General features: G+C 59.6%; 28 protein-coding genes and 4 tRNA genes. 14 read left to right on the forward strand and 18 right to left on the reverse strand.

What is annotated here, in order from left to right; translation table 11 throughout:
- Position 1: 1 nt before the first annotated feature.
- The 4 genes from AAEZ09_RS18830 to AAEZ09_RS18845 form a co-directional block, all read right to left on the reverse strand.
- Positions 2-74: transfer RNA gene (locus AAEZ09_RS18830), tRNA-His, on the reverse strand.
- Positions 75-149: 75 nt separating this feature from the next.
- Positions 150-234, reverse strand: a tRNA-Leu gene (locus tag AAEZ09_RS18835).
- Between the two features lie 57 nt (positions 235-291).
- Positions 292-367, reverse strand: a tRNA-His gene (locus AAEZ09_RS18840).
- Positions 368-399: 32 nt separating this feature from the next.
- Positions 400-476 (reverse strand) — tRNA-Arg (locus tag AAEZ09_RS18845).
- A gap of 275 nt (positions 477-751) precedes the next feature.
- Between AAEZ09_RS18845 and folD the strand changes: the two genes are divergently transcribed.
- Both folD and pbpG read left to right on the forward strand, forming a co-directional pair.
- Positions 752-1,606, forward strand: a complete 855-nt coding sequence (gene folD, locus AAEZ09_RS18850; RefSeq protein ID WP_045060163.1) for a bifunctional methylenetetrahydrofolate dehydrogenase/methenyltetrahydrofolate cyclohydrolase FolD — start codon at positions 752-754, stop codon at positions 1,604-1,606.
- A 238-nt stretch (positions 1,607-1,844) separates the two neighbouring features.
- Entirely contained in the window at positions 1,845-2,783 is a 939-nt protein-coding gene (gene pbpG / locus AAEZ09_RS18855; protein WP_045060162.1) for a D-alanyl-D-alanine endopeptidase, read from the forward strand.
- A gap of 51 nt (positions 2,784-2,834) precedes the next feature.
- Here the strand turns inward: pbpG and AAEZ09_RS18860 are convergent, their stop codons facing one another.
- The 3 genes from AAEZ09_RS18860 to AAEZ09_RS18870 all read right to left on the reverse strand — a co-directional run bounded on the left by AAEZ09_RS18860 (position 2,835) and on the right by AAEZ09_RS18870 (position 4,026).
- Entirely contained in the window at positions 2,835-3,041 is a 207-nt protein-coding gene (locus AAEZ09_RS18860; RefSeq protein ID WP_205892485.1) for a hypothetical protein, read from the reverse strand.
- A gap of 17 nt (positions 3,042-3,058) precedes the next feature.
- On the reverse strand, positions 3,059-3,265 hold the full coding sequence (locus AAEZ09_RS18865; RefSeq protein WP_045060160.1) for a DUF6021 family protein: 207 nt from the start codon (positions 3,263-3,265) through the stop codon (positions 3,059-3,061).
- 89 nt (positions 3,266-3,354) lie between these two features.
- Positions 3,355-4,026: a C39 family peptidase gene (locus AAEZ09_RS18870; RefSeq protein WP_350600333.1), complete on the reverse strand. Its 672-nt coding sequence runs from the start codon at positions 4,024-4,026 to the stop codon at positions 3,355-3,357.
- Between the two features lie 223 nt (positions 4,027-4,249).
- Between AAEZ09_RS18870 and AAEZ09_RS18875 the strand changes: the two genes are divergently transcribed.
- Positions 4,250-4,405 carry a hypothetical protein gene (locus tag AAEZ09_RS18875; RefSeq protein ID WP_350600335.1) on the forward strand — a complete coding sequence of 52 codons (156 nt, stop codon included), beginning with the start codon at positions 4,250-4,252 and terminating at the stop codon, positions 4,403-4,405.
- Between the two features lie 68 nt (positions 4,406-4,473).
- Here the strand turns inward: AAEZ09_RS18875 and AAEZ09_RS18880 are convergent, their stop codons facing one another.
- Positions 4,474-5,223 carry a TerC family protein gene (locus AAEZ09_RS18880; protein WP_045060158.1) on the reverse strand — a complete coding sequence of 250 codons (750 nt, stop codon included), beginning with the start codon at positions 5,221-5,223 and terminating at the stop codon, positions 4,474-4,476.
- A 27-nt stretch (positions 5,224-5,250) separates the two neighbouring features.
- On the reverse strand, positions 5,251-5,493 hold the full coding sequence (locus AAEZ09_RS18885) for a hypothetical protein (protein WP_045060157.1): 243 nt from the start codon (positions 5,491-5,493) through the stop codon (positions 5,251-5,253).
- Positions 5,494-5,627: 134 nt separating this feature from the next.
- On the opposite strand from AAEZ09_RS18885, the gene nhaR reads away from it, so the two are divergent.
- On the forward strand, positions 5,628-6,527 hold the full coding sequence (nhaR, locus tag AAEZ09_RS18890) for a transcriptional activator NhaR (RefSeq protein WP_045060156.1): 900 nt from the start codon (positions 5,628-5,630) through the stop codon (positions 6,525-6,527).
- 4 nt (positions 6,528-6,531) lie between these two features.
- Here the strand turns inward: nhaR and AAEZ09_RS18895 are convergent, their stop codons facing one another.
- The gene (locus AAEZ09_RS18895) at positions 6,532-7,686 is read right to left on the reverse strand and encodes an MFS transporter (protein WP_045060155.1); all 1,155 of its coding nucleotides are present in this window, start codon (positions 7,684-7,686) and stop codon (positions 6,532-6,534) included.
- Between the two features lie 259 nt (positions 7,687-7,945).
- Between AAEZ09_RS18895 and sstT the strand changes: the two genes are divergently transcribed.
- Positions 7,946-9,178: a serine/threonine transporter SstT gene (gene sstT, locus AAEZ09_RS18900; RefSeq protein WP_045060154.1), complete on the forward strand. Its 1,233-nt coding sequence runs from the start codon at positions 7,946-7,948 to the stop codon at positions 9,176-9,178.
- Positions 9,179-9,330: 152 nt separating this feature from the next.
- Here sstT and AAEZ09_RS18905 read toward each other — a convergent pair whose 3' ends face one another.
- Positions 9,331-9,840 carry a DUF1993 domain-containing protein gene (locus tag AAEZ09_RS18905; RefSeq protein ID WP_045060247.1) on the reverse strand — a complete coding sequence of 170 codons (510 nt, stop codon included), beginning with the start codon at positions 9,838-9,840 and terminating at the stop codon, positions 9,331-9,333.
- 203 nt (positions 9,841-10,043) lie between these two features.
- Between AAEZ09_RS18905 and AAEZ09_RS18910 the strand changes: the two genes are divergently transcribed.
- Entirely contained in the window at positions 10,044-10,691 is a 648-nt protein-coding gene (locus AAEZ09_RS18910; RefSeq protein WP_122839356.1) for a YceH family protein, read from the forward strand.
- Between the two features lie 226 nt (positions 10,692-10,917).
- On the opposite strand, the gene AAEZ09_RS18915 is transcribed toward AAEZ09_RS18910, so the two are convergent.
- Positions 10,918-11,736 (reverse strand): shikimate 5-dehydrogenase, encoded by an 819-nt coding sequence (locus tag AAEZ09_RS18915; RefSeq protein ID WP_205892483.1) that lies wholly within the window; start codon positions 11,734-11,736, stop codon positions 10,918-10,920.
- Between the two features lie 244 nt (positions 11,737-11,980).
- Here AAEZ09_RS18915 and AAEZ09_RS18920 point away from each other — a divergent pair, with 244 nt between their 5' ends.
- From AAEZ09_RS18920 to AAEZ09_RS18930, 3 genes are all read left to right on the forward strand, one after another.
- On the forward strand, positions 11,981-12,358 hold the full coding sequence (locus AAEZ09_RS18920) for a hypothetical protein (protein WP_045060245.1): 378 nt from the start codon (positions 11,981-11,983) through the stop codon (positions 12,356-12,358).
- Between the two features lie 233 nt (positions 12,359-12,591).
- The gene (locus tag AAEZ09_RS18925; protein WP_045060244.1) at positions 12,592-12,786 is read left to right on the forward strand and encodes a hypothetical protein; all 195 of its coding nucleotides are present in this window, start codon (positions 12,592-12,594) and stop codon (positions 12,784-12,786) included.
- A 100-nt stretch (positions 12,787-12,886) separates the two neighbouring features.
- The gene (locus AAEZ09_RS18930) at positions 12,887-13,069 is read left to right on the forward strand and encodes a hypothetical protein (protein ID WP_045060243.1); all 183 of its coding nucleotides are present in this window, start codon (positions 12,887-12,889) and stop codon (positions 13,067-13,069) included.
- On the opposite strand, the gene AAEZ09_RS18935 is transcribed toward AAEZ09_RS18930, so the two are convergent.
- The 3 genes from AAEZ09_RS18935 to AAEZ09_RS18945 form a co-directional block, all read right to left on the reverse strand.
- Positions 13,066-14,127, reverse strand: coding sequence for an AI-2E family transporter (locus tag AAEZ09_RS18935; protein WP_350600338.1), 1,062 nt, complete (start codon positions 14,125-14,127; stop codon positions 13,066-13,068). The two genes, AAEZ09_RS18930 and AAEZ09_RS18935, sit on opposite strands and share 4 nt — an antisense overlap.
- Before the next feature lie 235 nt (positions 14,128-14,362).
- Entirely contained in the window at positions 14,363-14,593 is a 231-nt protein-coding gene (locus tag AAEZ09_RS18940) for a hypothetical protein (RefSeq protein WP_350600339.1), read from the reverse strand.
- Positions 14,594-14,682: 89 nt separating this feature from the next.
- The gene (locus AAEZ09_RS18945; protein ID WP_350600340.1) at positions 14,683-15,399 is read right to left on the reverse strand and encodes a FadR/GntR family transcriptional regulator; all 717 of its coding nucleotides are present in this window, start codon (positions 15,397-15,399) and stop codon (positions 14,683-14,685) included.
- A gap of 275 nt (positions 15,400-15,674) precedes the next feature.
- On the opposite strand from AAEZ09_RS18945, the gene AAEZ09_RS18950 reads away from it, so the two are divergent.
- The 3 genes from AAEZ09_RS18950 (at position 15,675) to ampC (ending at position 19,688) form a co-directional block, all read left to right on the forward strand.
- A complete protein-coding gene (locus tag AAEZ09_RS18950) occupies positions 15,675-17,018 on the forward strand; it encodes an MFS transporter (protein WP_350600342.1) in 1,344 nt (447 codons plus the stop codon).
- A gap of 22 nt (positions 17,019-17,040) precedes the next feature.
- Positions 17,041-18,384 (forward strand): glucarate dehydratase, encoded by a 1,344-nt coding sequence (gudD, locus tag AAEZ09_RS18955; protein WP_350600343.1) that lies wholly within the window; start codon positions 17,041-17,043, stop codon positions 18,382-18,384.
- Positions 18,385-18,521: 137 nt separating this feature from the next.
- Complete coding sequence (gene ampC, locus AAEZ09_RS18960; RefSeq protein WP_350600345.1) at positions 18,522-19,688, forward strand: class C beta-lactamase; 1,167 nt, start codon at positions 18,522-18,524, stop codon at positions 19,686-19,688.
- Between the two features lie 62 nt (positions 19,689-19,750).
- Here ampC and AAEZ09_RS18965 read toward each other — a convergent pair whose 3' ends face one another.
- Complete coding sequence (locus AAEZ09_RS18965) at positions 19,751-20,299, reverse strand: DUF4174 domain-containing protein (RefSeq protein ID WP_045060966.1); 549 nt, start codon at positions 20,297-20,299, stop codon at positions 19,751-19,753.
- A gap of 211 nt (positions 20,300-20,510) precedes the next feature.
- Here AAEZ09_RS18965 and AAEZ09_RS18970 point away from each other — a divergent pair, with 211 nt between their 5' ends.
- Together AAEZ09_RS18970 and AAEZ09_RS18975 are read left to right on the forward strand one after the other, a co-directional pair.
- Positions 20,511-20,804, forward strand: coding sequence for a GNAT family N-acetyltransferase (locus AAEZ09_RS18970; RefSeq protein WP_350600346.1), 294 nt, complete (start codon positions 20,511-20,513; stop codon positions 20,802-20,804).
- 6 nt (positions 20,805-20,810) lie between these two features.
- A complete protein-coding gene (locus AAEZ09_RS18975) occupies positions 20,811-20,981 on the forward strand; it encodes a GNAT family N-acetyltransferase (RefSeq protein WP_350600348.1) in 171 nt (56 codons plus the stop codon).
- A 12-nt stretch (positions 20,982-20,993) separates the two neighbouring features.
- Here AAEZ09_RS18975 and AAEZ09_RS18980 read toward each other — a convergent pair whose 3' ends face one another.
- Together AAEZ09_RS18980 and AAEZ09_RS18985 are read right to left on the reverse strand one after the other, a co-directional pair.
- Entirely contained in the window at positions 20,994-21,779 is a 786-nt protein-coding gene (locus tag AAEZ09_RS18980) for a sulfite exporter TauE/SafE family protein (RefSeq protein ID WP_045060964.1), read from the reverse strand.
- A gap of 217 nt (positions 21,780-21,996) precedes the next feature.
- Entirely contained in the window at positions 21,997-23,211 is a 1,215-nt protein-coding gene (locus tag AAEZ09_RS18985) for an MFS transporter (RefSeq protein ID WP_350600349.1), read from the reverse strand.
- Positions 23,212-23,260 lie beyond the last annotated feature (49 nt).

Below are 23,260 nucleotides of genomic sequence, written 5' to 3' on the forward strand. Positions count from 1 at the left end.
GGGTGGACGAAGGGGATCGAACCCTCGACAACGGGAGTCACAATCCCGTGCTCTACCAACTGAGCTACGCCCACCATGTAGCATGACAAGTGAACCGGAGTTTCTCGTCGAACCCCACTCAAGCCAAGCGGCATGACTGAAGCTTTATTTGGTGCGGATGAAGAGACTCGAACTCTTACACCTTGCGGCGCTGGAACCTAAATCCAGTGTGTCTACCAATTCCACCACATCCGCGGGTTGAAGCTGTTAAAGCAAAGGCGCCAGACTGTTAATCTGGCGCCTTTTGAAATATGGGGTGGACGAAGGGGATCGAACCCTCGACAACGGGAGTCACAATCCCGTGCTCTACCAACTGAGCTACGCCCACCATATCGCGCTACTTGTGCCAAAGCTGCCTAATGGCGCACCCGGCAGGACTCGAACCTGCGACCATCCGCTTAGAAGGCGGATGCTCTATCCAGCTGAGCTACGGGCGCCTTGTTAATCTGTACTCTTGGACGACTACAAACTAAGTGCTTTCCAGTCTCGCAGAATCGGAACTCCGCTCAACCTTCTTAACCAGTGCTAGGCTGTGCCCGACAAGTGCGACGAATAGTATAGACCGCCCCAAAGGGCGTCAAATCCTTTTTAAAAAAAATTCATTTAATTAAAGGGGTTAGAGGAATTTGCAGACCAAGCGCCTTTGCCCTCACCGCATGACATGCGAGAATGCGTTCTCTTTTTTTCCCCTCTCGATGGTTAATCACGCGCAATGACTGCACAACTAATCGACGGCAAATCGATCGCCGCCAGCCTGCGCCAGCAGATCGCCAAACGCGTCACCGAGCGTCGCCAGCAAGGCCTGCGCACGCCCGGTCTCGCGGTGATCCTGGTCGGCAGCGATCCTGCCTCTCAGGTTTATGTCTCGCACAAGCGTAAAGACTGTGAAGAGGTCGGCTTCCTGTCCCAAGCTTATGACCTGCCTTCAGAAACCACCCAGGAAGCACTCACCCAGCTGATCGATCGCCTCAACGACGACCCGGCAATCGACGGCGTCCTGCTTCAACTGCCCCTGCCGGAACACCTGGACGCTTCCAAGCTCCTGGAACGCATTCGCCCGGACAAGGACGTTGACGGTTTCCACCCTTACAACGTCGGCCGCCTCGCCCAGCGCATCCCGCTGCTGCGCCCGTGCACACCCAAAGGCATCATGACCTTGCTGGAAAGCACCGGCGTCGACCTGTACGGCATGGACGCGGTGGTCGTAGGCGCATCGAACATCGTCGGTCGCCCGATGGCCATGGAACTTCTGCTGGCCGGCTGCACCGTGACGGTCACCCACCGCTTCACCAAGGACCTGGCCGGCCACGTCGGCCGCGCTGACCTGGTGGTGGTCGCCGCCGGCAAGCCGGGGCTGGTCCGGGGCGAGTGGATCAAGGAAGGCGCAATCGTTATCGACGTCGGCATCAACCGTCAGGACGACGGCAAGCTGGTCGGTGACGTGATCTACGAAACCGCCCTGCCCCGCGCCGGCTGGATCACCCCGGTGCCTGGCGGCGTAGGTCCGATGACGCGTGCGTGCCTGCTGGAAAACACCCTGTACGCAGCAGAAACCCTGCATGGCTGATGGCGTTTTGTGCCGTGCAAGCTGAGCCAACAAACCCCGCCAATGGCGGGGTTTTTTGTATTCGCCGAACCCAACCTACCATTCGCCGGAAACCCGCTGTTTTGTACGTCTTTTCAAGGACTTTCACCTGTTATTTGATCAACCATCGACAGTTCTTCAGCCATACTCCTAAAATGCGTCGGTTTTAAGAAATAGCCCGTTACAAAACGGCTTATCCACCTCTTATGAGTCTGCCAGCGTGAAAATCCGTCTTTCCATCCTGACCCTGGTTTTTGCAGTTACAGGGACATTCATCACGCCATCGGTCAACGCCGCCGAAACCACCTCGGCGCCTCGGGATGCCACACACCTGAAGATCGCCTCCGGCAGCGCGTTGCTGATGGACATGCAGACCAACAAAGTCATCTATGCGAGCAATCCGGACGTGGTCGTGCCCATCGCCTCTGTCAGTAAGCTGATGACGGGGCTGGTGGTGGTTGAAGCGCGCCAGAACATGGACGAATACATTTCCATCAACATCAGCGACACGCCGGAAATGAAAGGCGTGTTCTCCCGGGTCAAGCTCAACAGCGAAATGCCGCGCAGGGAAATGCTGCTCATTGCCCTGATGTCTTCGGAAAACCGCGCCGCGGCCAGCCTCGCCCATCACTACCCGGGCGGTTACGTCGCGTTCATCGCCGCCATGAACGCCAAGGCCAAGGCCCTGGGCATGTCCAGCACTCACTTTGTCGAGCCCACCGGCCTTTCCCCTCGCAACGTCTCGACAGCGCGGGACCTGAGCAAACTGCTGGTGGCCGCCCACAAGTACCCGCTGCTGACGACGCTAAGCACCACCAAGGAAAAAACCGTGTCGTTCCGCAAACCCAACTACACCCTGGGCTTTCGCAACACCGACCACCTGGTGAACAAGCCGAACTGGGACATCCGCCTGACCAAGACCGGTTTCACCAATCAGGCCGGACATTGCCTGGTGCTGGTGACGACCATGGGCAATCGCCAGGTCGCCCTGGTGATACTCGATGCGTTCGGCAAATACACTCATTTCGCCGATGCCAGCCGGATTCGCAGCTGGGTAGAAACCGGCAAGGGCGCGAACGTGCCGTCGGTGGCGCTGCAATACAAGTCGGAGAAGAACCTGAAGAGCCGCCAGAGCGGTGTGGTCGAGGCGTCCAAATAAACGCAGCCGCAAAAAAAGCCCCGATCGTTCGGGGCTTTTTATTACCTGCCATCAGTCGTTTGGCAGCGGCATCTGGTCATCATCCGGAATGCCATCTCCCGCACTTGGATCGCTGTGGTGTTCGGCCGGCGTCACCAGCGGACGCGCCATTGGATCGCGCTGTGGACTGTCCGGATCCAGGACGGGGTCGATATCGTCCTCAGGGGTAGTCGGGACACTGTCCGGACGCTTGTCATTGAAACTCGAATCGGTAGACATACGCACCTCACAGAAAATCAGGGTTTGAGGTCACTCAGCGGGTCGTAAGGCTTGGCCGGTGCCTTCTCGTCCTTGTTCGGATCCTTGTCCAGCGGCGCGATGGCGGGCCCGACGGGATCGACTTGCGGGTCTGCAGCGTCAGGCGAATCAGGATCAAAACCCAGGTCATCACCGGACGAATGCTCCGATGAATGCGGGCCGGCGGGAGTATTTGAATGTGCCATGGGCGCCTCCTTGGTCTGGCCCGGAAAACCCGGGCCTTGTACTTCAGAGGCGTGCGACGCGCGACGGTGCCCGGCAGATGACGAACGGACTACTGAGAGCCCAGCGCCCTCTTCGCCCGCGCGGCAGCTTGCTCCTGACCGGCCTGGGCCAGATCGTTAGCTGCCTTCAGCCAGCGTTGCTGATCGACATCGGCAGGGATCTGCTCCGGCTTCTGAAGCAGTACCGCCCAGCCGCCGCCGTCCTTGAACGCCGACTCGAATGAACTGAAGCTCATCAGCGTCCGGCGATCTATCCCGGCGCGCAATAGAACGGTCTGCTTCTGGGTGTTGTACCCCGACAGAATGGCGTAGCGCGGCCCAGCCCAGAACGCCGAGCCTTCGTTGAACCGCACCATCACCGGATAACCGGCGGCCACCTGGGTGAGCAATGCTGGCAGATCGTCGTCCAGGGGGTAGACCACCAGGCCATATTCCCGGGCAAGGTTGACCATGTTCTGCTGCAGCTGAGCCTCGGCACCCGGCAGACGCAGCGGCTTGTCGAGCAAACCGGGCGTGATCGCGATGCCCTGTTGCGACAGCAGGCTGGCCAGCACCTGCGGACCGCTTTGATGGGTCTGCCCGCGATAGAAGGTGCCACTGAGCTCGACCCGTTCCGGCAGCCGTTTGATTTGCGGCGAGACGCTGCCGGCGCAGCCAGTCAGGCTCGCAAGGCTCCAGGCGAACAGTGCTGCAGCCATAATTCGAGGAAATACCCGTACCATCATCTCTCTCTTGTGCAAATGCCGGCAATCGATCGACCGGCCAGGTCGTCGATCATAGGGCGACAGGCAGCCAGGGTATAGCCTCAAGTGCCAGTAGCGGCACTTCGATAGAGCGAACTGGTTGGTGACAGGCGACCTTTGGTCAATAGCCTGCAACATGGCAACGGCTAGACTGTCATTTAGCAAGAGTGGTTGCCCGAAGCAGGGCAAAGAGGAGGCACTGATGAGCCTGGCAATGATCATACTGATGCTGGTAACCGGATGGCTGGCGGTCGCGGCCGCCATGCTGTGGGGCGTGCTGCGTATTGCCCGCCGCCATCACCACCCGGTGCAACCTGCACCCCTGGCGCAGCCCCGCAAATCCGTCTCTGCGCACTGACTGGCCAGGGTTCAACAAACAAAAACGGCCGCCTGATTACCAGGCGGCCGTTGCGTTTTCAGTCAGCGTCAAGCTTCAGCAGTCGCACGCTTCTGCTTGGCCCGTCGCGACATCATGTTCAGGCATTCGATCGTGGCCGAGAACGCCATGGCCGCATACACATAGCCTTTTGGAACATGGGCGCCGAAGCCTTCGGCGATCAACGTCATGCCGATCATGATCAGGAAGCCCAGCGCCAGCATCACCACGGTCGGGTTGTCGTTGATGAACTTGGCCAGGGGATCAGCCGCGAGCAACATCACCAGCACCGACACCACCACCGCGATGATCATGATAGGCAAATGCTCGGTCATGCCGACAGCGGTAATGATGCTGTCGATGGAGAACACCAGGTCCAGCATCAGGATCTGCCCGATGGCCGCCGCAAAGCCAAGCGTCACGGTGGAAGTCGCCGACTTTGGATCTTCCGGCGCCGGGTCCATGCTGTGATGGATCTCAGTGGTCGCCTTCCACAACAGGAACAGGCCACCGGCGATCAGGATCATGTCTTTCCAGGAGAACGCGTGGCCGAGGATTTCGATCACGGGTGCCGTCAACTGGACGATGAACGCAATGGTGCTCAACAGTGCCAGGCGCAGGATCAGCGCCATGCCGATACCGATGCGTCGTGCTTTTTGCCGATGCTGCTCGGGGAGTTTGTTCGTCAAAATGGAAATGAAGATCAGGTTATCGATGCCGAGCACGATCTCCATCACCACCAGCGTAGCCAGGGCAACCCAGGCGGTAGGGCTTACAGCAAGTTCTAAAAGATATTCCATGGGTCAGTCCTGACTCGTTGAGACGGTTTAGATTTCCTGGGACGAAGATTCAGTGTCGTCTTTTTCTTCGGCCGATGATTCTTTCTTGCTGATCAAACCGCCGGTGGCGTCGCTAATCGCTTGCTCTGCAGCTTTATGTGTATCGTCGATAGCCTGTTTGGCAGTCTCAGCGGCCTTGCCCATCAACTGCTGAGCGCTTTTTTCAGCCTGGTCGCAGCCCGCCAGTAACAGTAAAGACGCGACCAACAACGCAGTGGTTTTAAACTTCATGAAATTTCCTCGTTAGAACAAACGCAGCCAATACAGTGGCCCGTTGATAGCGCTGCATTCTAGAGACCGAAACAGTTCAGTAAAATTCGTATTTTTGGCTGTTATACTTCGGTTTTAACGAACTGTTGATCGACATGCTCAATTATCGCCAGCTTCACTATTTCTGGGTCGTGGCCAAAACCGGCAGCATTGTGCGTGCCTGCGAACAGCTCAACCTGACGCCGCAGACCATCAGCGGGCAGATCTCGCTGCTGGAACAAACCTATGGGATCGAACTGTTCCAGCGCGTCGGCCGGCAGCTGGAGCTGACCGAAGCCGGGCGCCAGACCCTGCCCTTCGTCGAGCAAATGTTCCAGCTGGGTGGCGAACTGGAGCTGATGCTGCGCGCCCAGCCCAACGAACAACAGATTCTGTTTCGGGTAGGGGTGGCGGACGTGGTACCCAAATCCATCGTCTACCGCCTGATCGCGCCGACCATGGAGTTGAGCGAGCCGATGCGCATCACCTGTCGCGAGGACAAACTCGAACGCCTGCTCGCCGACCTGGCGATCCAGCGCCTGGACCTGGTGATCTCCGACAGCCCCATGCCCTCGCACCTCGACATCAAGGGCTACAGCCAGAAACTCGGGGAGTGCGGCATCAGCTTCTTCGCCACTGCGCAATTGGCGGCGCAATACGGCCAGGATTTTCCCCGCAGCCTTCACGGTGCCCCGCTACTGATTCCCGGGCCGGAAACCGTGGTGCGCAGTCGCTTGCAGCGCTGGTTCGCCGAGCAGCAGATACAGCCAAGAATTGTCGGCGAGTTCGATGACAGCGCGCTGATGCAGGCCTTCGGGCAATCCGGCAGCGGGATCTTCATCGGCCCCAGCGTGATCGCCGATGAAGTCAGACGCCAATATGGCGTGGAGTTGATCGGCCAGACGGATGCGGTCACCGAATCGTTCTACGCTATCTCGGTGGAGCGCAAGGTCAAGCACCCCGGTATCGTTGCGATTACCGAAGGCGCCCGACGAGAGCTGTTTCCCGGGGTTTAAGCTTTCAGGCGCAAACTTCCCTGGGTTTGAAGGTCATCAGGGCGATGGCCAGCAAGATCGAGGCAAGGATAAACGCCGCCCCGGCGAACCCCAGGCCTTGCAGGCCAACGCTGTCGATCACGCGACCACCCACCATGGCGCCCAGGCCGATGCCGAGGTTGGCCCCGGCGATGTTCAGCGACGCGGCAAACGCTGGCGCTTCGGGGGCGGCCTTCATGAGCCGAACGTGGCTGACGAGGAACAACGCAGCCTGGGTCACGCCCCAGATCCCCATCGCCGCCGCCAGGCCCAGGGTCGAATGAATGTTCGGCACCAGCGTCACCATGCCGGCAATCATGAATGCGCAAAACATCACCGAAGCAATCAGCGGATGGCGATCCACGGCACGGCCGCCCAGGGAGTTACCGATCAGACCGACCGCACCGAAGCCCATCAGGCACCAGCCGACCAGGGTGCCGTTGAAACCCGCAAGCCGCTCGAGGATATCCGCCAGATAGGTGTAGGCGGTAAACATGCCGCTGAACACCAGGATCGACAACAGCACATGGCCGATCATCAACGGGCTGCGCAGGATCTTGAATTGCGAACGGAAACTGACCTGGTGCTGATGCAGGCTGGTCCTGGGCAGGTAGATAAACAGCAGCAATGCCTTGGCAAACGCGATCACCGCCAGAATGCCGAAGGCACTGCGCCAGCCGAACGCATCGGAAATCAGCGTGCCCACCGGGATGCCAAATACCGTGGCGCAGACGATGCCAAAGCCGATCTTGGCGATTGCCCGCCCGGCGAAGTCAGGGCCCACGATGTCCACTGCCGTTTCACTGGCCAGTGCCCAAAACACCGGCAGCCCCAGCGCCGGAATCAGGCGCGCAGCGGCCATCACCCAGATGTTGGGGGCAAACGCGGCGAGCGTGTTGGCCAGGCCAAACATGATCAATACCGAAATAAACAATTTTCGCCGTTCGAACCGGGCGAAGTACGCGGTCAGGAACGGGCCGAATGCAGCGACCGTGAAGGCGAACAGGGTCACCAGAAGGCCCGCTTGCGGGATGGTGACAGCCAGGTCTCGAGCGATTGCCGGCAACAGGCCGACGATGATGAACTCCGTGGTCAGCACGGTGAAACCGGCGGCCGACAACAGAAGGATGGGCAACAGCATGCAGAACTCCAGGAAAACGACGACACCAGCGCTAGCCCGAAGGCCCACTGGCAGAACTTGAAAATGAGGATGGGCCATCCTACCAGAAGTGTTTGCGCACCGGGATGCACGAACCTGCAAAACCGGTTGAACAACCGGGCGGCCAATCGTCACAGGTCTGAAGGATCGAGCCTACGCTGTGATAAAGTCCGCGCCCCGCGATATGCACACCCTGTTCGTCGGCTAGCCCGCACCTAAAAAAATCAGAGATGCCCGCTTTATGACCCCTTCATCCCCTTCCCTGCTGCACCGCCTGAAAAGCACCGGCCTGGTTACCCAAATCATCATCGGCCTGATCGCCGGCATTGCCCTGGCGCTGCTCGCGCCGGACGTGGCGAAGTCCACTGCATTCATCGGCAAGGTCTTCGTCTCGGCGCTGAAAGCAGTCGCGCCGATACTGGTGTTCGTGCTGGTCATGGCGTCGATCGCCAATCACAAGCACGGCCAGGAGACTCACATCCGGCCGATCCTGTTCCTGTACCTGCTGGGCACATTCGCTGCGGCGGTGGTCGCGGTCGTTGCCAGCATGATGTTCCCGTCGAGCCTGGTGCTCTCCACCCAGGACGTGGCCGTAACGGCACCTGGCGGAATCGGTGAGGTATTGCAGAGCCTGCTGTTGAGTGTGGTGGACAACCCGGTGAACGCGCTGATGAACGCCAACTTCATCGGCATCCTGGCCTGGGCGATCGGCATGGGCGTGGCCATCCGCCATGCGGGCGACACCACACGCGAGGTACTGGGCGACCTGTCCAACGGGGTGACCCTGATCGTGCGCATGGTGATCCGCTTTGCCCCGCTGGGGATTTTCGGCCTGGTGGCCTCGACCCTGGCCACCTCGGGCTTTGGTGCCCTGGTCGGCTACCTGCACCTGCTGGCGGTCCTGCTCGGTTGCATGCTGTTCGTGGCGCTGGTGATGAACCCGGCCATCGTCTACTGGAAACTGCGTCGCAACCCTTACCCGCTGGTGCTGATGTGCCTGCGGGAAAGCGGCATCACCGCATTCTTCACCCGCAGTTCGGCGGCTAATATTCCGGTGAACCTGGAGTTGAGCAAGCGCCTGGGCCTGCACGAAGACACCTACTCGGTCTCGATCCCGCTGGGCGCGACGATCAATATGGCGGGTGCGGCGATCACCATTACCGTCCTGAGCCTGGCTGCCGTGCATACGCTGGGCATTGCCGTGGACATACCCACCGCCATTCTGCTCAGCGTGGTCGCGGCCATCTGCGCCTGCGGCGCCTCGGGTGTGGCCGGTGGTTCGCTGCTGCTGATTCCGCTGGCCTGCAGCCTGTTCGGCATCCCGAGCGAGATCGCCATGCAGGTGGTGGCGGTCGGTTTTATCATCGGGGTGATTCAGGATTCGGCGGAAACTGCGTTGAATTCGTCGACGGATGTCTTGTTTACTGCGGCCGCTTGTCTGGGTGAAGAAGAGAAGGCTCAGAGACTGGCGTAAAGCTGAACAGCAAAAAATCGCAGCCTGCGGCAGCGCCTACAGGGCGAACACAAATCCACTGTAGGAGCTGCCGCAGGCTGCGATCTTTTGACTTTAAAACTAAAAGCCCGGCAAGGCGCAAACCCTGGCGGGCTTTTTTGTGCCTGGGCAGCTTAGAACGCGCCCATGTAATCGCGCTTGCCCACTTCCACACCGTTATGACGCAGCAAGGCGTAAGCGGTGGTGACGTGGAAGAAGAACTGCGGCAAGCCGTAAGTCAGCAGGTAGGCCTGGCCGGTGAAGCGCTTCTCTTTAGGCGTGCCCGGACGCGTCACGATCTCGATACCTTCCTGGCCGTTGATCTGCTCGGGTTTGATTTCGCCGATGTAGCCCAGCACCTTGGTCAGCAGCGCTTGCAACTCGGCGAAGGTGGTTTCGGTATCTTCGTACTTCGGCACTTCAATCTCGGCCAGGCGCGAGGACACGCCCTTGGCGAAATCAACGGCGATCTGCACCTGGCGCACCAGCGGGAACATGTCCGGGAACAGGCGCGCTTGCAGCAGCGCGTTCGGGTCGATGTTCTTTGCGCTGGCGTGAGCTTCAGCTTTTTTCAGAACGTCGCTCAGGGCGGTGAGCATTTGCGTGAAAACCGGGATGGAGGCGTCGTACAGGGAAATGGTCATGGCAGTCTCGTGTGATGACAGTAGGGAAACGTGGGGGCGATTATAGCCTTGGAACGGATCGACACGCTGATGTGCATGCATGCGTGTCCATTGGCCACTGCCGCAGATTCGGGATAGTCTCTTTAGCGCAAGATTCCCGGCTCGATTCACATGGGGATGAGTCGTGGTTGCCGACCCGACTGCCAATTAGGGATAGAAAAAAAATGAGCACTGAACAACAAACGACCCTCGACGAACCGCGGCTCAACAGCACGGAAATCCGCATCCTGGGCTCGTTGATCGAAAAACAGGCGACCAGCCCGGAAACCTACCCGCTGACGCTTAATGCGCTGGTGATTGCCTGCAACCAGAAAACCAGCCGCGAGCCGGTGATGAACCTCACCCAGGGCCAGGTAGGCCAGAGCCTGCGCGCGCTGGAAGGTCGCGGCTTCACCAAACTGGTGATGGGCAGCCGCGCCGACCGCTGGGAGCATAAGGTCGACAAGGCGCTGGAACTGGTGCCGGCACAAGTGATCCTGGCGGGACTGTTGTTTCTGCGCGGCCCGCAAACGGTCAATGAACTGCTGACCCGCAGCGGTCGCATGCATGATTTCGAAGACGCCGAGCAGGTAGTGCATCAACTGGAACGCCTGATCGCACGCGGGCTGGCGCTGCTGATCCCGCGCCAGGCCGGACAGCGCGAGGACCGCTACATGCACGCGCTGGGGGATCCGGCGGACATCGAGGTGATTCTGGCCGCACGGCATAACCCTGCGGAACGCGGCTCGAGCGGTGGCGTTTCGGTGGAAAGGATCGAAGAGCTGGAAGCGCGGATTGCCGCGCTGGAAGAGCGCCTTTCCCGCCTGGAATAACCTGACGAATGTATGTTCCTGACTTGAACACCCGGAAAATGCGTTTCCCTGACTTGAACAACACGGAAGATGCGTTTTCCATGTAGGACCTGCCGAAGGCTGCGATCTTTTGATCTTTGATTTAGAACGATTATGAAATCAAGATCAAAAGATCGCAGCCTTCGGCAGTTCCTACGGGCGCATTGCTCCCTATCAATTGGGGGATGACGCCCCCCGCGCTGGCACGTCAGCTGCGCGCGAACTCTACCGCCAGGCGAAACTGCTCATCCGTCGGCCGCACGCCGGTGTACAGCACGAACTGCTCCAGCGCCTGGATGGCGATCACTTCAAGCCCTGTGATCACTCGCTTCCCCTCGGCACGTCCGCGCACGATCAACGGCGTTTCCGAGGGGATTGCCACCACATCGAAGATGGTTTGCGCTTTTTCAATCGCATCTGCCGCAAAGGCCAGTTGCTCGGCTTCCGGCCCACCGGTCATGCCGATCGGTGTGACGTTGATCAGCATCTGCGCCCGCTCATTTCCCAGCTCTGCTTGCCATTCATAGCCCAGCGAATTTGCCAGGGCGCGCCCGGCCTGTTCGTTGCGGGCGACGATCAGGCCATTGCTGTAACCGCCATCGCGCAGCGCACTCGCCACCGCCTTGGCCATGCCGCCGCTTCCGCGCAGGGCGAAGGTCGAATCCTTGGGCACCTGATGAGTTTCAAGCAGCTGCGCAATGGCGATGTAATCGGTGTTGTAAGCCTTGAGGTGGCCATCGGTGTTGACGATGGTATTGATCGACTGGATGGCCGCAGCCGATGCGTCCAGCTCATCCACCAGGGCGATGCAGGCCTCCTTGAACGGCATCGACACCCCGCAGCCACGGATGCCCAAAGCGCGAATGCCGCCCACCGCACCAGGCAAATCCTGGCTGCTGAACGCCTTGTAGTAAAAATTCAGGCCCAACTGCTCGTACAGATGATTGTGAAAACGCAGGCCAAAATTCCCCGGACGCCCTGAAAGGGACATGCACAGCTGGGTATCTCGGTTGGGGTTCATCTGCATGAAAAAATCTCCATCAAGTGCACTTTCAGATGGACGGGATTGGCCATTCCATCCTGTTCTGTTCGATCATAAAGGCCAGCGTTCGCTGGGAACGGGACCGTCGACAAGCCGGTACAGACCTTACACAAAATTTACCCAGCGGCTGTGCTGATTTTGCAAAAAGTGCTGTCTTAGATGTATCCCCGCGACAATCCTTGAGTCTATTGCAGACACAAGCGCCGGGTCGAAGAACCGAGGAATTATCATGATCCGTAAAATCTCCACAGTGGCCTTGCTGATCGGCGCTCTCGCGGTCACAGGGCAATCACAGGCCCATGGCGGTGGTGGCGGTTGGCAAGGTCCAGCGGTATTTGGTGCGATCGTGGGCTCGGCCATCGTCGGTTCGGCCCTGATCAACGCCAACCGGCCGGTGTATGTGCAGCAACCGGTCTACGCCCAACCACAGCCGGTTTATGTGCAACAGCCGCCACCGGTCTATTACCAGCCGGCGCCGGTCTACGTTCAACAGCCGGTCTACTATCAGCCAGCGCCGGTGTACTACGGTCCGCCCCGCGGCTACTACGGTCCACCGCGCGGCTATTACGGCCCGCCCCGTGGTTATTACGGCCGCCCGCACTACTGACAGACCCATCAGGCCCCGCCTCAAAACGGGGCTTTTTTGTGCCCGCTGATCGGTTCAGGTCTGGATCGATGTTGCCGAGGTCGCTGTCGGAACAGCGCTTGCAAGCAAATTCGGCAAGATTGAATCGATCCTCTTTCCCCACTTTGGGTAAAACAGTCATATTTATGTCATGTCAGGTCCGCAAGCTTGGGCCTGTCCGCCAATAGCAGGTTGATAACAACAAGGACGACCTCATGCCCACACAGAATCCGCATCGCAATGTCGGCCTGTGCACCTCCAGCAAGGTGTATGACACGCTGACCGAACTCAAGAACCTGGAAGGCCACCGCAACGCCAAGTTCCTCTCGCTGCTGGCCGAAAACCTGGTGCGCAAGGGGCTGCTCAATGAGCAGGAAGTGGTGCATATGCTGGACCTGGTGGTCGACTGAACGCAGCACTCACTCGCGTCAATGACGACTATCGAGAGCGTTGATTGTTCCTGTCGGCGCCGGGCCCGTAAGGTAGCTCCATCGATTGATGGAGGTAGTTATGTCCCAGGTCCAGATCATGTCCGTAGTTGGCAGCGCAGTCCCCGCCCCTTTGAGGGAGCTGGGTCTGCTGGCTTGTTGGTATCTTGTGCAGGACGGTGAACCAATCAGCGGCCCGCTGACTTCACTGCCGGCCGCACAGGCATTGTCGCAACGTATCGACCATGGCCGCCTGAGTGCTTAAGGCAATTGCACCCGCGGCTTGGTTTCACTGAAGATCGCCCAGCTCGACATGAACAGCGCGGCGATCAGTGGCCCGATCACAAAGCCATTGAGGCCGAACACCGCCATGCCGCCCAGGGTTGAAATCAGGATCATGTAGTCCGGCATCTTGGTGTCTTTGCCCACCAGGATTGGACGCAGCACGTTGTCCACCAGGCCGATGACGAATACCCCGAACAACCCCAGTACCACGCCCTGCCAGATTGCCCCGGTCAGCAGGAAGTAAGCGGCCACCGGCCCCCAGACAATGCCCGCCCCCACCGCCGGCAACAGCGACAGAAACGCCATCAGCACCGCCCACAGCAACGCACTCGGAATATCCAGAAACCAGAAGATCAGTCCGCCCAGAGCGCCCTGCGTGACAGCCACCAACAGATTGCCTTTCACGGTCGCGCGCACCACGCGATTGAACTTGAGCTGCAGCCGGCGTTTCTGGTGTTCCTGCAGCGGCACTGCCGCGCGAACCTTGCGCGCCAGCTCGGGGCCGTCGCGCAGGAAGAAGAACAGCAGGTACAGCATGATGAAAAAACTCACGACGAACTCAAACGTGCCCTGGCCAAAACTGAAGGCCTGGGATGCCAGGACCTGGCCCCCGGTCATTGCGCTCTTCACCAGTTTTTCCCGCAAGCCGTTCAGCTCGCCCATGCCGAAGCGGTCGAGCAAGTGCTGGAAGTACGTCGGCAGGCTGTGTTTGAACTGGGCCACATAGGCCGCAATATCCAGCTCGCCGCTTTCCACACTCTTGTAGAACACCGCGCCTTCCTGCACCAGCAACGCACTGATGATGATCACCGGCAAAATCGCGATCACCAGGCACACACTCAGGGTACACAGCGAGGTCACGTTGCGCTGCCAGCCAAACTTCAACTGCAGGCGGCGCTGCAAGGGTGCAAACACAATTCCCAGAATCACCGCCCAGAACACCGCACCATAAAATGGCAGCAGGATCCAGATGAAGGCGGCGGTGACCACGAACAGCAGTATCACCAACGATTTATTCTGTAGCGTCTTTTCGTTCATGTCCGATCCATGTCAGTCCACAGGCCGCAAGTTCGCGACCTGATGCTTAGTCCACCACGGTCCGCGCGAGTGCCATCCGTTTGTGGATAAAGCATAGATGGAGATCGATAGACCCCGGGGAACTGACAGCCCCGCCCGCCAAACATTTTCACCCAAAGAAAAAGCCTGACAGGCAGATGCCGTCAGGCTTGCGAATACAACGACTCATTAATGCGGCACGGTCGCCTGGTGCCATTTAGCGACGATCATCTGACAGCGGCGAAGGTTCATCCGCTGGCGGCATGTCTTCGTCCGCAGTGGGGTCCATCCAGTCTTCAGGACGATCCGCATCCGCCTCGGACGGATCTCGCGAGGGGTCCATGCCAGGGGGCGCATCGTGATCCATCAACCGCTCATCCGTGCCGGGCATGGGTCTGGCGGGGTCGGTGTTGGGGGTTGTGCCGGGGAAGTTCGTTTCGTTAGCCATGACGCACCTCATTGATGAGGTCCAGCAAATCTGGGCCGTACTTGTTGGAAACGGGTGCGGGCGCCGCGTGCTGTCGGCGAGACGGACGGTCAGGTGTGATCGGCGAGAAAGCGGTCGCGACTGTTGGTCAGGTGCAACCACATGGCAGCGCGCGCCGCGTCAGTGTCCTGGCGTTTGATCGCATTGAGGATTGCCTCATGCTCAAGGTTGGCCAGCAGGCCCAGCTTGCTCAAGTCCGCCGCGCCGCGTTCGGCGGCGTTGACCCGGGTTCGAGGAATCATCGCGTTACCCAGGTGCTGCATGATTTCACTGAAGCAGGCATTGCCGGTGGCTGCGGCGATCAGCAGGTGAAAACGCCTGTCGGCTTCAACGCAGCTGTCGCTATTCGCCAGCAAGCGCTGGTAGTCGTCCAGCGCTTGGCGCATTTGCACCAGGTGCTGATCCGAACGGCGCATAGCTGCCAACGCGGCGGCCTGGGTTTCCAGCCCCATGCGCAGCTCCAGGATGCTGCGCACCCCCAGCGCGGTATCGACGTTCAATCGCAGGCCCTGCTGCGTCTCGCGCTCCAGCACGAAGGTACCGATGCCGTGACGTGTCTCGACATAACCCGACGCCTGCAGCTTGGAGATTGCCTCGCGCACCACGGTGCGACTGACCCCGTGTTCCTGCACGATCGAGTTCTCGGACGGCAGCTTGTCCCCTGGCTGCATCTGCCCCAGCAGGATGCTCTGGGTCAGCTTGGCGACCAGGTCATGGGCCAGGTTATGGGTGCGCTTGCGAGCGGGTGCTTCGAGGTCTTCTTGCATGGCGTCATCCGAAAGCGGAACTGCTGCAATCGTAGCACTGCGCTGCTCGGGAATCTCTGGCAAAGACGGTCAGCTTGTATGACAACACTCAACAAAACCCTGGAAAATAGCTAATTACAGCGCCAGCACCTCCGCTAAAGATTAAAAAATACCACCTATTTCTGCCATTTTACTGAGCAGAACACCTTGCAGGCGTAAAAATAGCAGTTGTATGATGTCTATCAACGCAACAGGAAGCTCCACCCCGCATAAAAATAATCAGTGGGAGAAAATCTGTGAAATCATCCATAAACGGGATGAACCAGGCCGCCGATCCGGTCCTGAGTTCCGCCATCTCGAAAGTCAAACGCCACGTCTTGCCGCTATTCGTCATCATGTTCATCGTCAACTACATTGACCGGGTAAACATCGGCTTCGTCCGCGCCCACATGGAACACGACCTGGGCATCGGCGCTGCTGCCTACGGCCTTGGTGCCGGCCTGTTCTTCATCGGTTACGCGCTGTTCGAAGTCCCCTCCAACATCCTCCTGCAGAAAGTCGGTGCACGTATCTGGCTGACCCGCATCATGCTGACCTGGGGCCTTGTAGCCGCATGCATGGCATTCATCCAGAACGAAACCCACTTCTACATCCTGCGATTCCTGCTGGGCGTAGCCGAAGCCGGATTTTTCCCCGGGGTGATTTACTACTTCACCCGCTGGCTGCCAGGCGTGGAGCGCGGCAAAGCAATCGCGATCTTCCTCAGCGGCTCAGCCATTGCTTCGCTGATTTCCGGCCCGCTGTCGGGGCTCCTCCTGCAAATCAACGGATTGGGGATGCACGGCTGGCAATGGATGTACTTCATCGAGGGCATGTTCTCCGTCTGCCTGTGCGTGTTCGTCTGGTTCTGGCTGGACTCCAAACCGCACGACGCCAAGTGGCTGAGCCGCGACGAACAGGATGCACTGGTCAAGGCCATCGACGATGAACAACTGGCTCGCGAAGCAGCAACGCCGATCAAGCCGTCACTGGGCAAGCTGCTCAAGGACCGCCAGATTATCCTGTTCTGCGTGATTTACTTCTTCATCCAGCTGACCATCTACGCCGCGACCTTCTGGCTGCCGAGCATCATCAAAAAGATGGGCGACCTCAGCGACATCCAGGTCGGCTTCTTCAACTCGATCCCCTGGTTACTGTCGATCATCGGCATGTATGCCTTCGCGTCCCTCTCAGCCAAATGGAAACACCAGCAAGCCTGGGTGGCCGCCGCGTTGCTGATTGCCGCCGCAGGGATGTTCATGTCCACCACAGGCGGGCCGGTCTTCGCCTTCGTCGCGATCTGTTTCGCGGCACTGGGTTTCAAATCGGCTTCTTCGCTGTTCTGGCCGATCCCCCAGGCCTATCTGGATGCACGGATCGCTGCCGGGGTGATTGCCCTGATCAACTCGGTGGGCAACCTCGGCGGCTTCGTCGCGCCCACCACCTTCGGCCTGCTGGAAGAGCACACCGGTTCGATCCAGGGCGGTCTGTACGGCCTGGCCGCCACCTCGATCATTGCCGCGATCATCGTCTTCGCCGCACGCAACACACCCAAGCCCGCTCCCGACGTTGTACTGGACCCTGCGCCAAACCACGCCTGAACCCGGTCATAAGGACAAGAAAATGCACACACAAGACACCGCAAAAGCCCCGATCATCACCAGTATGCAAGTGGTGCCGGTGGCAGGCCACGATGGCATGCTGCTCAATCTGAGCGGCGCCCATGGCCCGTTTTTCACGCGCAATATCGTGATCCTCAAGGACAATGCCGGGCACACCGGCGTCGGTGAGGTACCCGGTGGCGAGCGTATTCGCCAGACGCTGGAAGACGCTCGATCGCTGGTGGTGGGGAGCCCGATCGGCACCTATCAGAAGATCCTCAATCAGGTGCGACAGACGTTCGCCGACCGCGATGCCGGTGGTCGCGGTCTGCAGACTTTCGACCTGCGCATCACGATCCACGCGGTGACCGGCCTGGAAGCCGCGCTGCTGGACCTGCTTGGTCAGCATCTGGAAGTGCCGGTCGCCGCCCTGCTCGGCGAAGGTCAGCAGCGCAATGAAGTGAAGATGCTCGGGTATCTGTTTTACCTGGGTGATCGCACCGAAACAGACCTGGCCTACCGCAGCGAACCGGACGCGGATAACGACTGGTTCCAGGTGCGTCACGAAAAGGCCATGAGCACCGACGCCGTGGTCCGCCTGGCAGAGGCCGCCCATGCGCGGTACGGGTTCAAGGACTTCAAGCTTAAAGGCGGCGTGTTGTCAGGGGATGAGGAAATCGAAGCCGTGACGGCCCTGGCCGAACGCTTCCCTGACGCACGCATCACCCTGGACCCTAACGGCGCATGGTCGTTGAAAGAAGCGATTCGCCTGTGCAGGGATCAGCATCATGTGCTCGCTTACGCCGAGGACCCTTGCGGAGCGGAAAACGGGTATTCGGGCCGTGAAGTGATGGCCGAATTCCGCCGTGCCACGGGCTTGAAAACCGCCACTAACATGATCGCTACCGACTGGCGGGAAATGGGCCATGCGATCCAGCTGCAATCGGTGGACATCCCCCTCGCCGACCCGCACTTCTGGACGATGCAGGGCTCGGTCCGGGTGGCGCAGATGTGCCATGAGTGGGGCCTGACCTGGGGCTCGCACTCCAACAATCACTTCGATATTTCTCTGGCGATGTTCACCCACGTCGCGGCCGCCGCGCCGGGCGACATCACCGCCATCGACACGCACTGGATATGGCAGGACGGCCAGCGCTTGACCAAAGCACCTCTGCAAATCGTCGACGGCTGCGTGCAGGTGCCGAAGAAGCCAGGGTTGGGGGTTGAGCTGGATGAGGATCAATTGGCCAAGGCTCATGAGCTTTATAAAGGCATGGGCCTGGGTGCGAGGGACGACAGCGTGGCGATGCAGTTTCTGATTCCGGGTTGGAAGTTCGATAACAAGCGGCCGTGTCTGATGCGCTAGGGCTTTTTGGCGGTGTACAGATCCGTTTCCTGGGCTTGCGGGAAGTGACACCTGTGAGAGCAAAGCGTTGCTTGCTCAGGATTCACTCCCCACCCAGCCTGTACACTGTGCAAAAACACCAAGGACAACCACACCTCATGCACACCTCCAGCCTCAGCAAAACCCTGGCCTGCAGCGCATTCGGACTCCTCCTCGCCACGACCCACTGCATCGCCGCCGCCCCCTCCGATCAACAAATCGAAGCAACCGTGAAGGCCGCCGTGACCCCCGTCATGCAGCAACAAAACATCGCGGGCATGGCGGTAGCCGTCACCTACAAGGGCCAGGCGCATTATTTCAACTTCGGCGCAGCCTCCAGGGAAACCGGCAAGGCGGTCACTGAAAACACCTTGTTCGAAATAGGCTCAATCAGCAAAACCTTCACCGCGACCCTGGCCGCCTACGCCCAGGCCAGCGGCAAATTGTCCCTGTCCACAAAGGCCAGTCAGATTCTCCCGGCATTGCAAGGTAGCGCCTTCGACAACATCAGCGTGCTGCAACTGGGCACGTATACCGCCGGTGGCCTGCCGTTGCAGTTCCCCGAAAATGCCGACTCGCCAGACAAGATGATCGGCTATTTCCAGCAGTGGAAACCGACCTATGACGCTGGCAGCCATCGACTATATTCCAACCCCAGCCTCGGGCTCTTTGGCTACCTGGCCGCGCAAAGCATGGGGGCGCCATTTGACCAGTTGATGGAACAGACCTTGCTGCCAAAACTGGGCCTTTCCCACACCTGGCTCAAGGTCCCCCAGGCCGAAATGGCACTGTATGCCCAGGGCTACAACAAGGAGGATAAACCGGTCAGAGTCGGCCCGGGAGCGCTCGATTCCGAGGCGTATGGGGTCAAAACCAGCGCCGTCGACATGCTGCGCTATGTCGAGGCAAACATGCGGCCGACGAAGCTGGAAGCGCCGATGCAACAGGCTATCGCTACCACCCACACCGGCTACTACACCGTCGCAAACATGACTCAGGGGCTGGGTTGGGAGCTGTACAGCTACCCCATCACACTCGACCAGCTACTGGCCGGGAATTCAACGGAAATGGCGATGCAGGCGCATCAAGTCAAGTGGCTTAACCCCCCGCAACCACAGCCGCAGAATGTACTGATCAACAAGACCGGCTCGACTGGCGGCTTTGGGGCCTATGCGGCGTTGGTGCCCTCCAAGGAGATAGGCATCGTGATTCTGGCGAACAAGAACTTTCCAATCCCGGACAGGGTCAAGATCGCTCACTCGGTTCTGAGCGTGCTGGCACACTGATCGAATCCACCTTTCGTGTGAACACTAAAATGGGCGACCTGTGCAGGTCGCCCATTTTTGTGTCAGTCGTCGGGCATTTCAGGTGGCTTGGCGGGTTTAGCCGGTTTGGCAGGTTTCGCGCCCTTGGCGCCTTTGGCCGGTTCGGCTTCGGCCGGTGCCGCCACCGCCGCTGCCGCCGCTTCTTTTTCAGCCATCGGCATGGCATCGATGGTGCTGAAAATCTCCTTCAGGTTTACCGTCCCCAATTGCTCAAGCTTCTTCTCACCGTCCTTGCCCACAAGAATGACCTTGGTCTGCGCCCCTGCCCCCATCTTCAGTGCACGAATCAGCGCCATCGTACTTTGCGGGTCGAGGTCTTTACCCTCTCGCTGGCCCATGGTGTTGATCACCGAATAAAGCACCATGTTGCGGTCGGTGAAGCCTTTTTTGTTGTCGGGCTCTTCCAGGGATTTTTTCAGGCTGACCCACGTCGGGTCCACCGTGCTGGGCGCGATCACGATCAGCGGACGCGAGCGGCCCTTGTCCATGTCCAGCGGTGAATCGCCGTCAGCGGCGAGCAAGGGGCCGGCGAGTACCAGCAAGGTAGTCAGGGTCAAAGACCTGATGAGCATGCGCATCTCCTTTTGTAATCCACGCTCTAATGATTGCGCATCGCGGTGATTGTTCCGGGTGAAGCACCGCAATAATGTTTCGCTTTGTTCAAAGCTTAGGTCAGGGCGATTATTGCGCAACCGCCATCCTGTGCGCAGTTGATGACTTGAAACGAACATTCCATGGTCGGCGCACGACAAGCCAGCGTCATGAAAAGGAGCTTCAAGCGCCATGCAAATCGACTACCTTTGCGACCACCCAGCACTCATCCCCGAGTTGGCCGAACTCAATTTCAACGAGTGGGGTCAATACCGTCCCGGCGACACACTGCAAGCCAGAACCGTGCGCATGCGGGCGGCCTGTGGCAAAGGTGCAGTGCCCTCGGTTGTGGTCGCCATTGAAGGTGCACAATTGCTCGGCGGCGCCCTGCTGATCGACAGCGACCTCGACTCCCGCCCGGATCTGACGCCGTGGCTGGCTGGAGTGTATGTGAAGGTCGAGCATCGCGGCCGGGGCATTGCCTAGGCGCTGGTGAACCGTATTGTCGACGAAGCGGCAGCACTGGGCATTGCCGAGTTGTATCTCTATACCGACCAGGCCCAGTCGCTGTATGCCAGGCTGGGTTGGGAAGTTGTCGAGCATACGGTCGATGACGAGGGGCTCGGCATCACTGTGATGAAGCGTCTGATCCAGAAGGCCTGACGCACGGCTCACTCAGAACGCCAATTTGTAACCGATCAATACCAGCATGGTCGCCAGGCAAGGTCGCAGCACTTCATCGGAGATCCGTCCGGTGAGGTGACTGCCCAGCCAGATACCCGGCAGCGAGCCGATCAACAAATAGCCCAGCACGTGCCAGTCCATGTTGCCCATGCTCGCGTGGCCAAGGCCGGCGACGAGGGTCAGCGGTACGGCGTGGGCGATTTCGGTGCCCACCAGGCGCCGGGTTGGCAGCAGCGGATAGAGGATGAACAAGGCCACGGTGCCCAGCGCGCCAGCGCCGATGGACGTCAGTGCGACCATGGTGCCGAGGACCAGACCGGTGATGACGGTCATCACATTGAGGCGCGGACCGCTCGGGTTGTAGTTGCCGCCAGCACGTTTGTGGGCGAAATCGAGCAGGCGTTTCTTGAAGAAAATTGCCAGTGCCGTCGCGAACAGTACGAAACCCAGGGCCTGTTTGATAACGGCATTCATGGCATCCGGAGAGCTGTGCAGCGTGCTCAGGAACCACAATGTCATGACCACTGCCGGGACACTGCCGAGGGTCAGCCAGCCGGTGATCGCCCAGTCGATATTCTTGTTTTTGCGGTGCACCAGAACACCACTGGATTTGGTGATGGCCGCGTACAGCAGGTCAGTGCCGACCGCTGTGGCGGGATTGACGCCGAACCACAGCAGGATAGGAGTCATCAACGACCCGCCACCGACGCCGGTCATGCCGACAATAAAACCGACTACCAAGCCTGCAACGACTAACCCGAGGTTTCCAAAGTCCATAAATCGCCCAAACAAACCGCAGGAAAAAACTGGTCCGCAGCATAGCGATTTTTCTTATAACTACTTATATCAATGCGGACTATGGTTATATCGATTCGGCAATGATGTTGAATGGCGGACCGCTATCGCGAGCAAGCTTTGCTCCCACAGGGGTGCGACGCAGGCAGCCGCGGCAGGCAAGCGTTGCGCCCACAGAATGAGTTCGGATCATTGCAGGTCAGTGCGACCGCCGCCCCGGCTTGAAGCTGTATTGGCTATTAACAAAAACCGTAGCAAACGCCACCAGCGACAAAATCAGCAACGCCCAGGGAAACGCCATCGCGCCCACCCGGTCCAGCAGCAGACCACCGAACAGTCCGCCCCCGGCAATGGCCACGTTCCAGGAAGTCGTCAGCATCGCCTGCACCACATCAACGTTCTCGCCCGCAGAATCTGCAGCCGCCGTCAGCAGCAACGTTGCCGACCCGCCAAATGACAGCCCCCACACCGCCATGCAGCCATACACCACCCAGGGCGACGACGCAGCCATGGCCAGCACCAGCGCGGTAAGCGAAAAAACCGCGAGGCTGATCAGTGCCAACCGGCGCAACCAACGGTCCACCAGCAGGCCAATCACCCAGATACCCACCAGCGAACTGACACCGAACACCAGCAGCACCAGGTCCACCCGTTCACCCAGGCCCGCCTGGGTCAGGAACGGATCGATATAGGTGTACAGAATGTTATGCCCCAGCATCCACGTCAGCACCACAAACAACACAGGACGCACGCCCTTCATGCTGAACACCTTGGCCAGGGGCAGGCGCTCGGTGTAGGGCTGGCCGGGACGGTCAGGCACGGCGACCATGATCCAGGCCGCCAGCAGCAACGCCAGGGCCGACATGATGCCGAACGAGGCGCGCCAGCCGATCAGGTTACCCAGCCAGGTCCCGGCAGGTGTGCCGAGCGACAACGCGACCGGGGTGCCAAGCATCGCGATCGCCAGCGCCCGACCTTGCAGGCGCGGGGTGACCAGCCCCCGGGCGTAACCGGCCATGATGCCCCACGCCAGGCCCGCCGCCATGCCCGCCAGGAAGCGCGACACCAGGGTCAGCCCGTAGTGACTGGAGAACGTCGTGACTGTGTTGAACAACAGAAATCCGCACACCGTCATCATCAGCACTCGCCGACGCCGCCAGCCGCGAGTCGCCACAGTCAGCGGAATGGCCGCCACGATCGAGCCCAGGGCATAGAGCGTAACCAGCTGGCCGGCCCACACTTCACTGACCTGCAACCCAGCGCCGATCTGCGTCAGCAACCCGGCCGGCAGGGTTTCGGTGAGCACGGCGATAAAACCGGTCATGGCGAACGCCAGCAGCGCAGCGTAAGGCAGCTTCTCGCTCTGGGCAGAGTGTTCGGTGCGCGCACGCTCGACGGCGGCCTGGTCTGTCATGACGGTTGCAGCTCCCTTTCAAGCGACATCGATTGTATACAACTTAACA

It is taken from the genome of Pseudomonas sp. 65/3-MNA-CIBAN-0223 (assembly GCF_040310425.1).
GTDB lineage: Bacteria > Pseudomonadota > Gammaproteobacteria > Pseudomonadales > Pseudomonadaceae > Aquipseudomonas > Aquipseudomonas gregormendelii.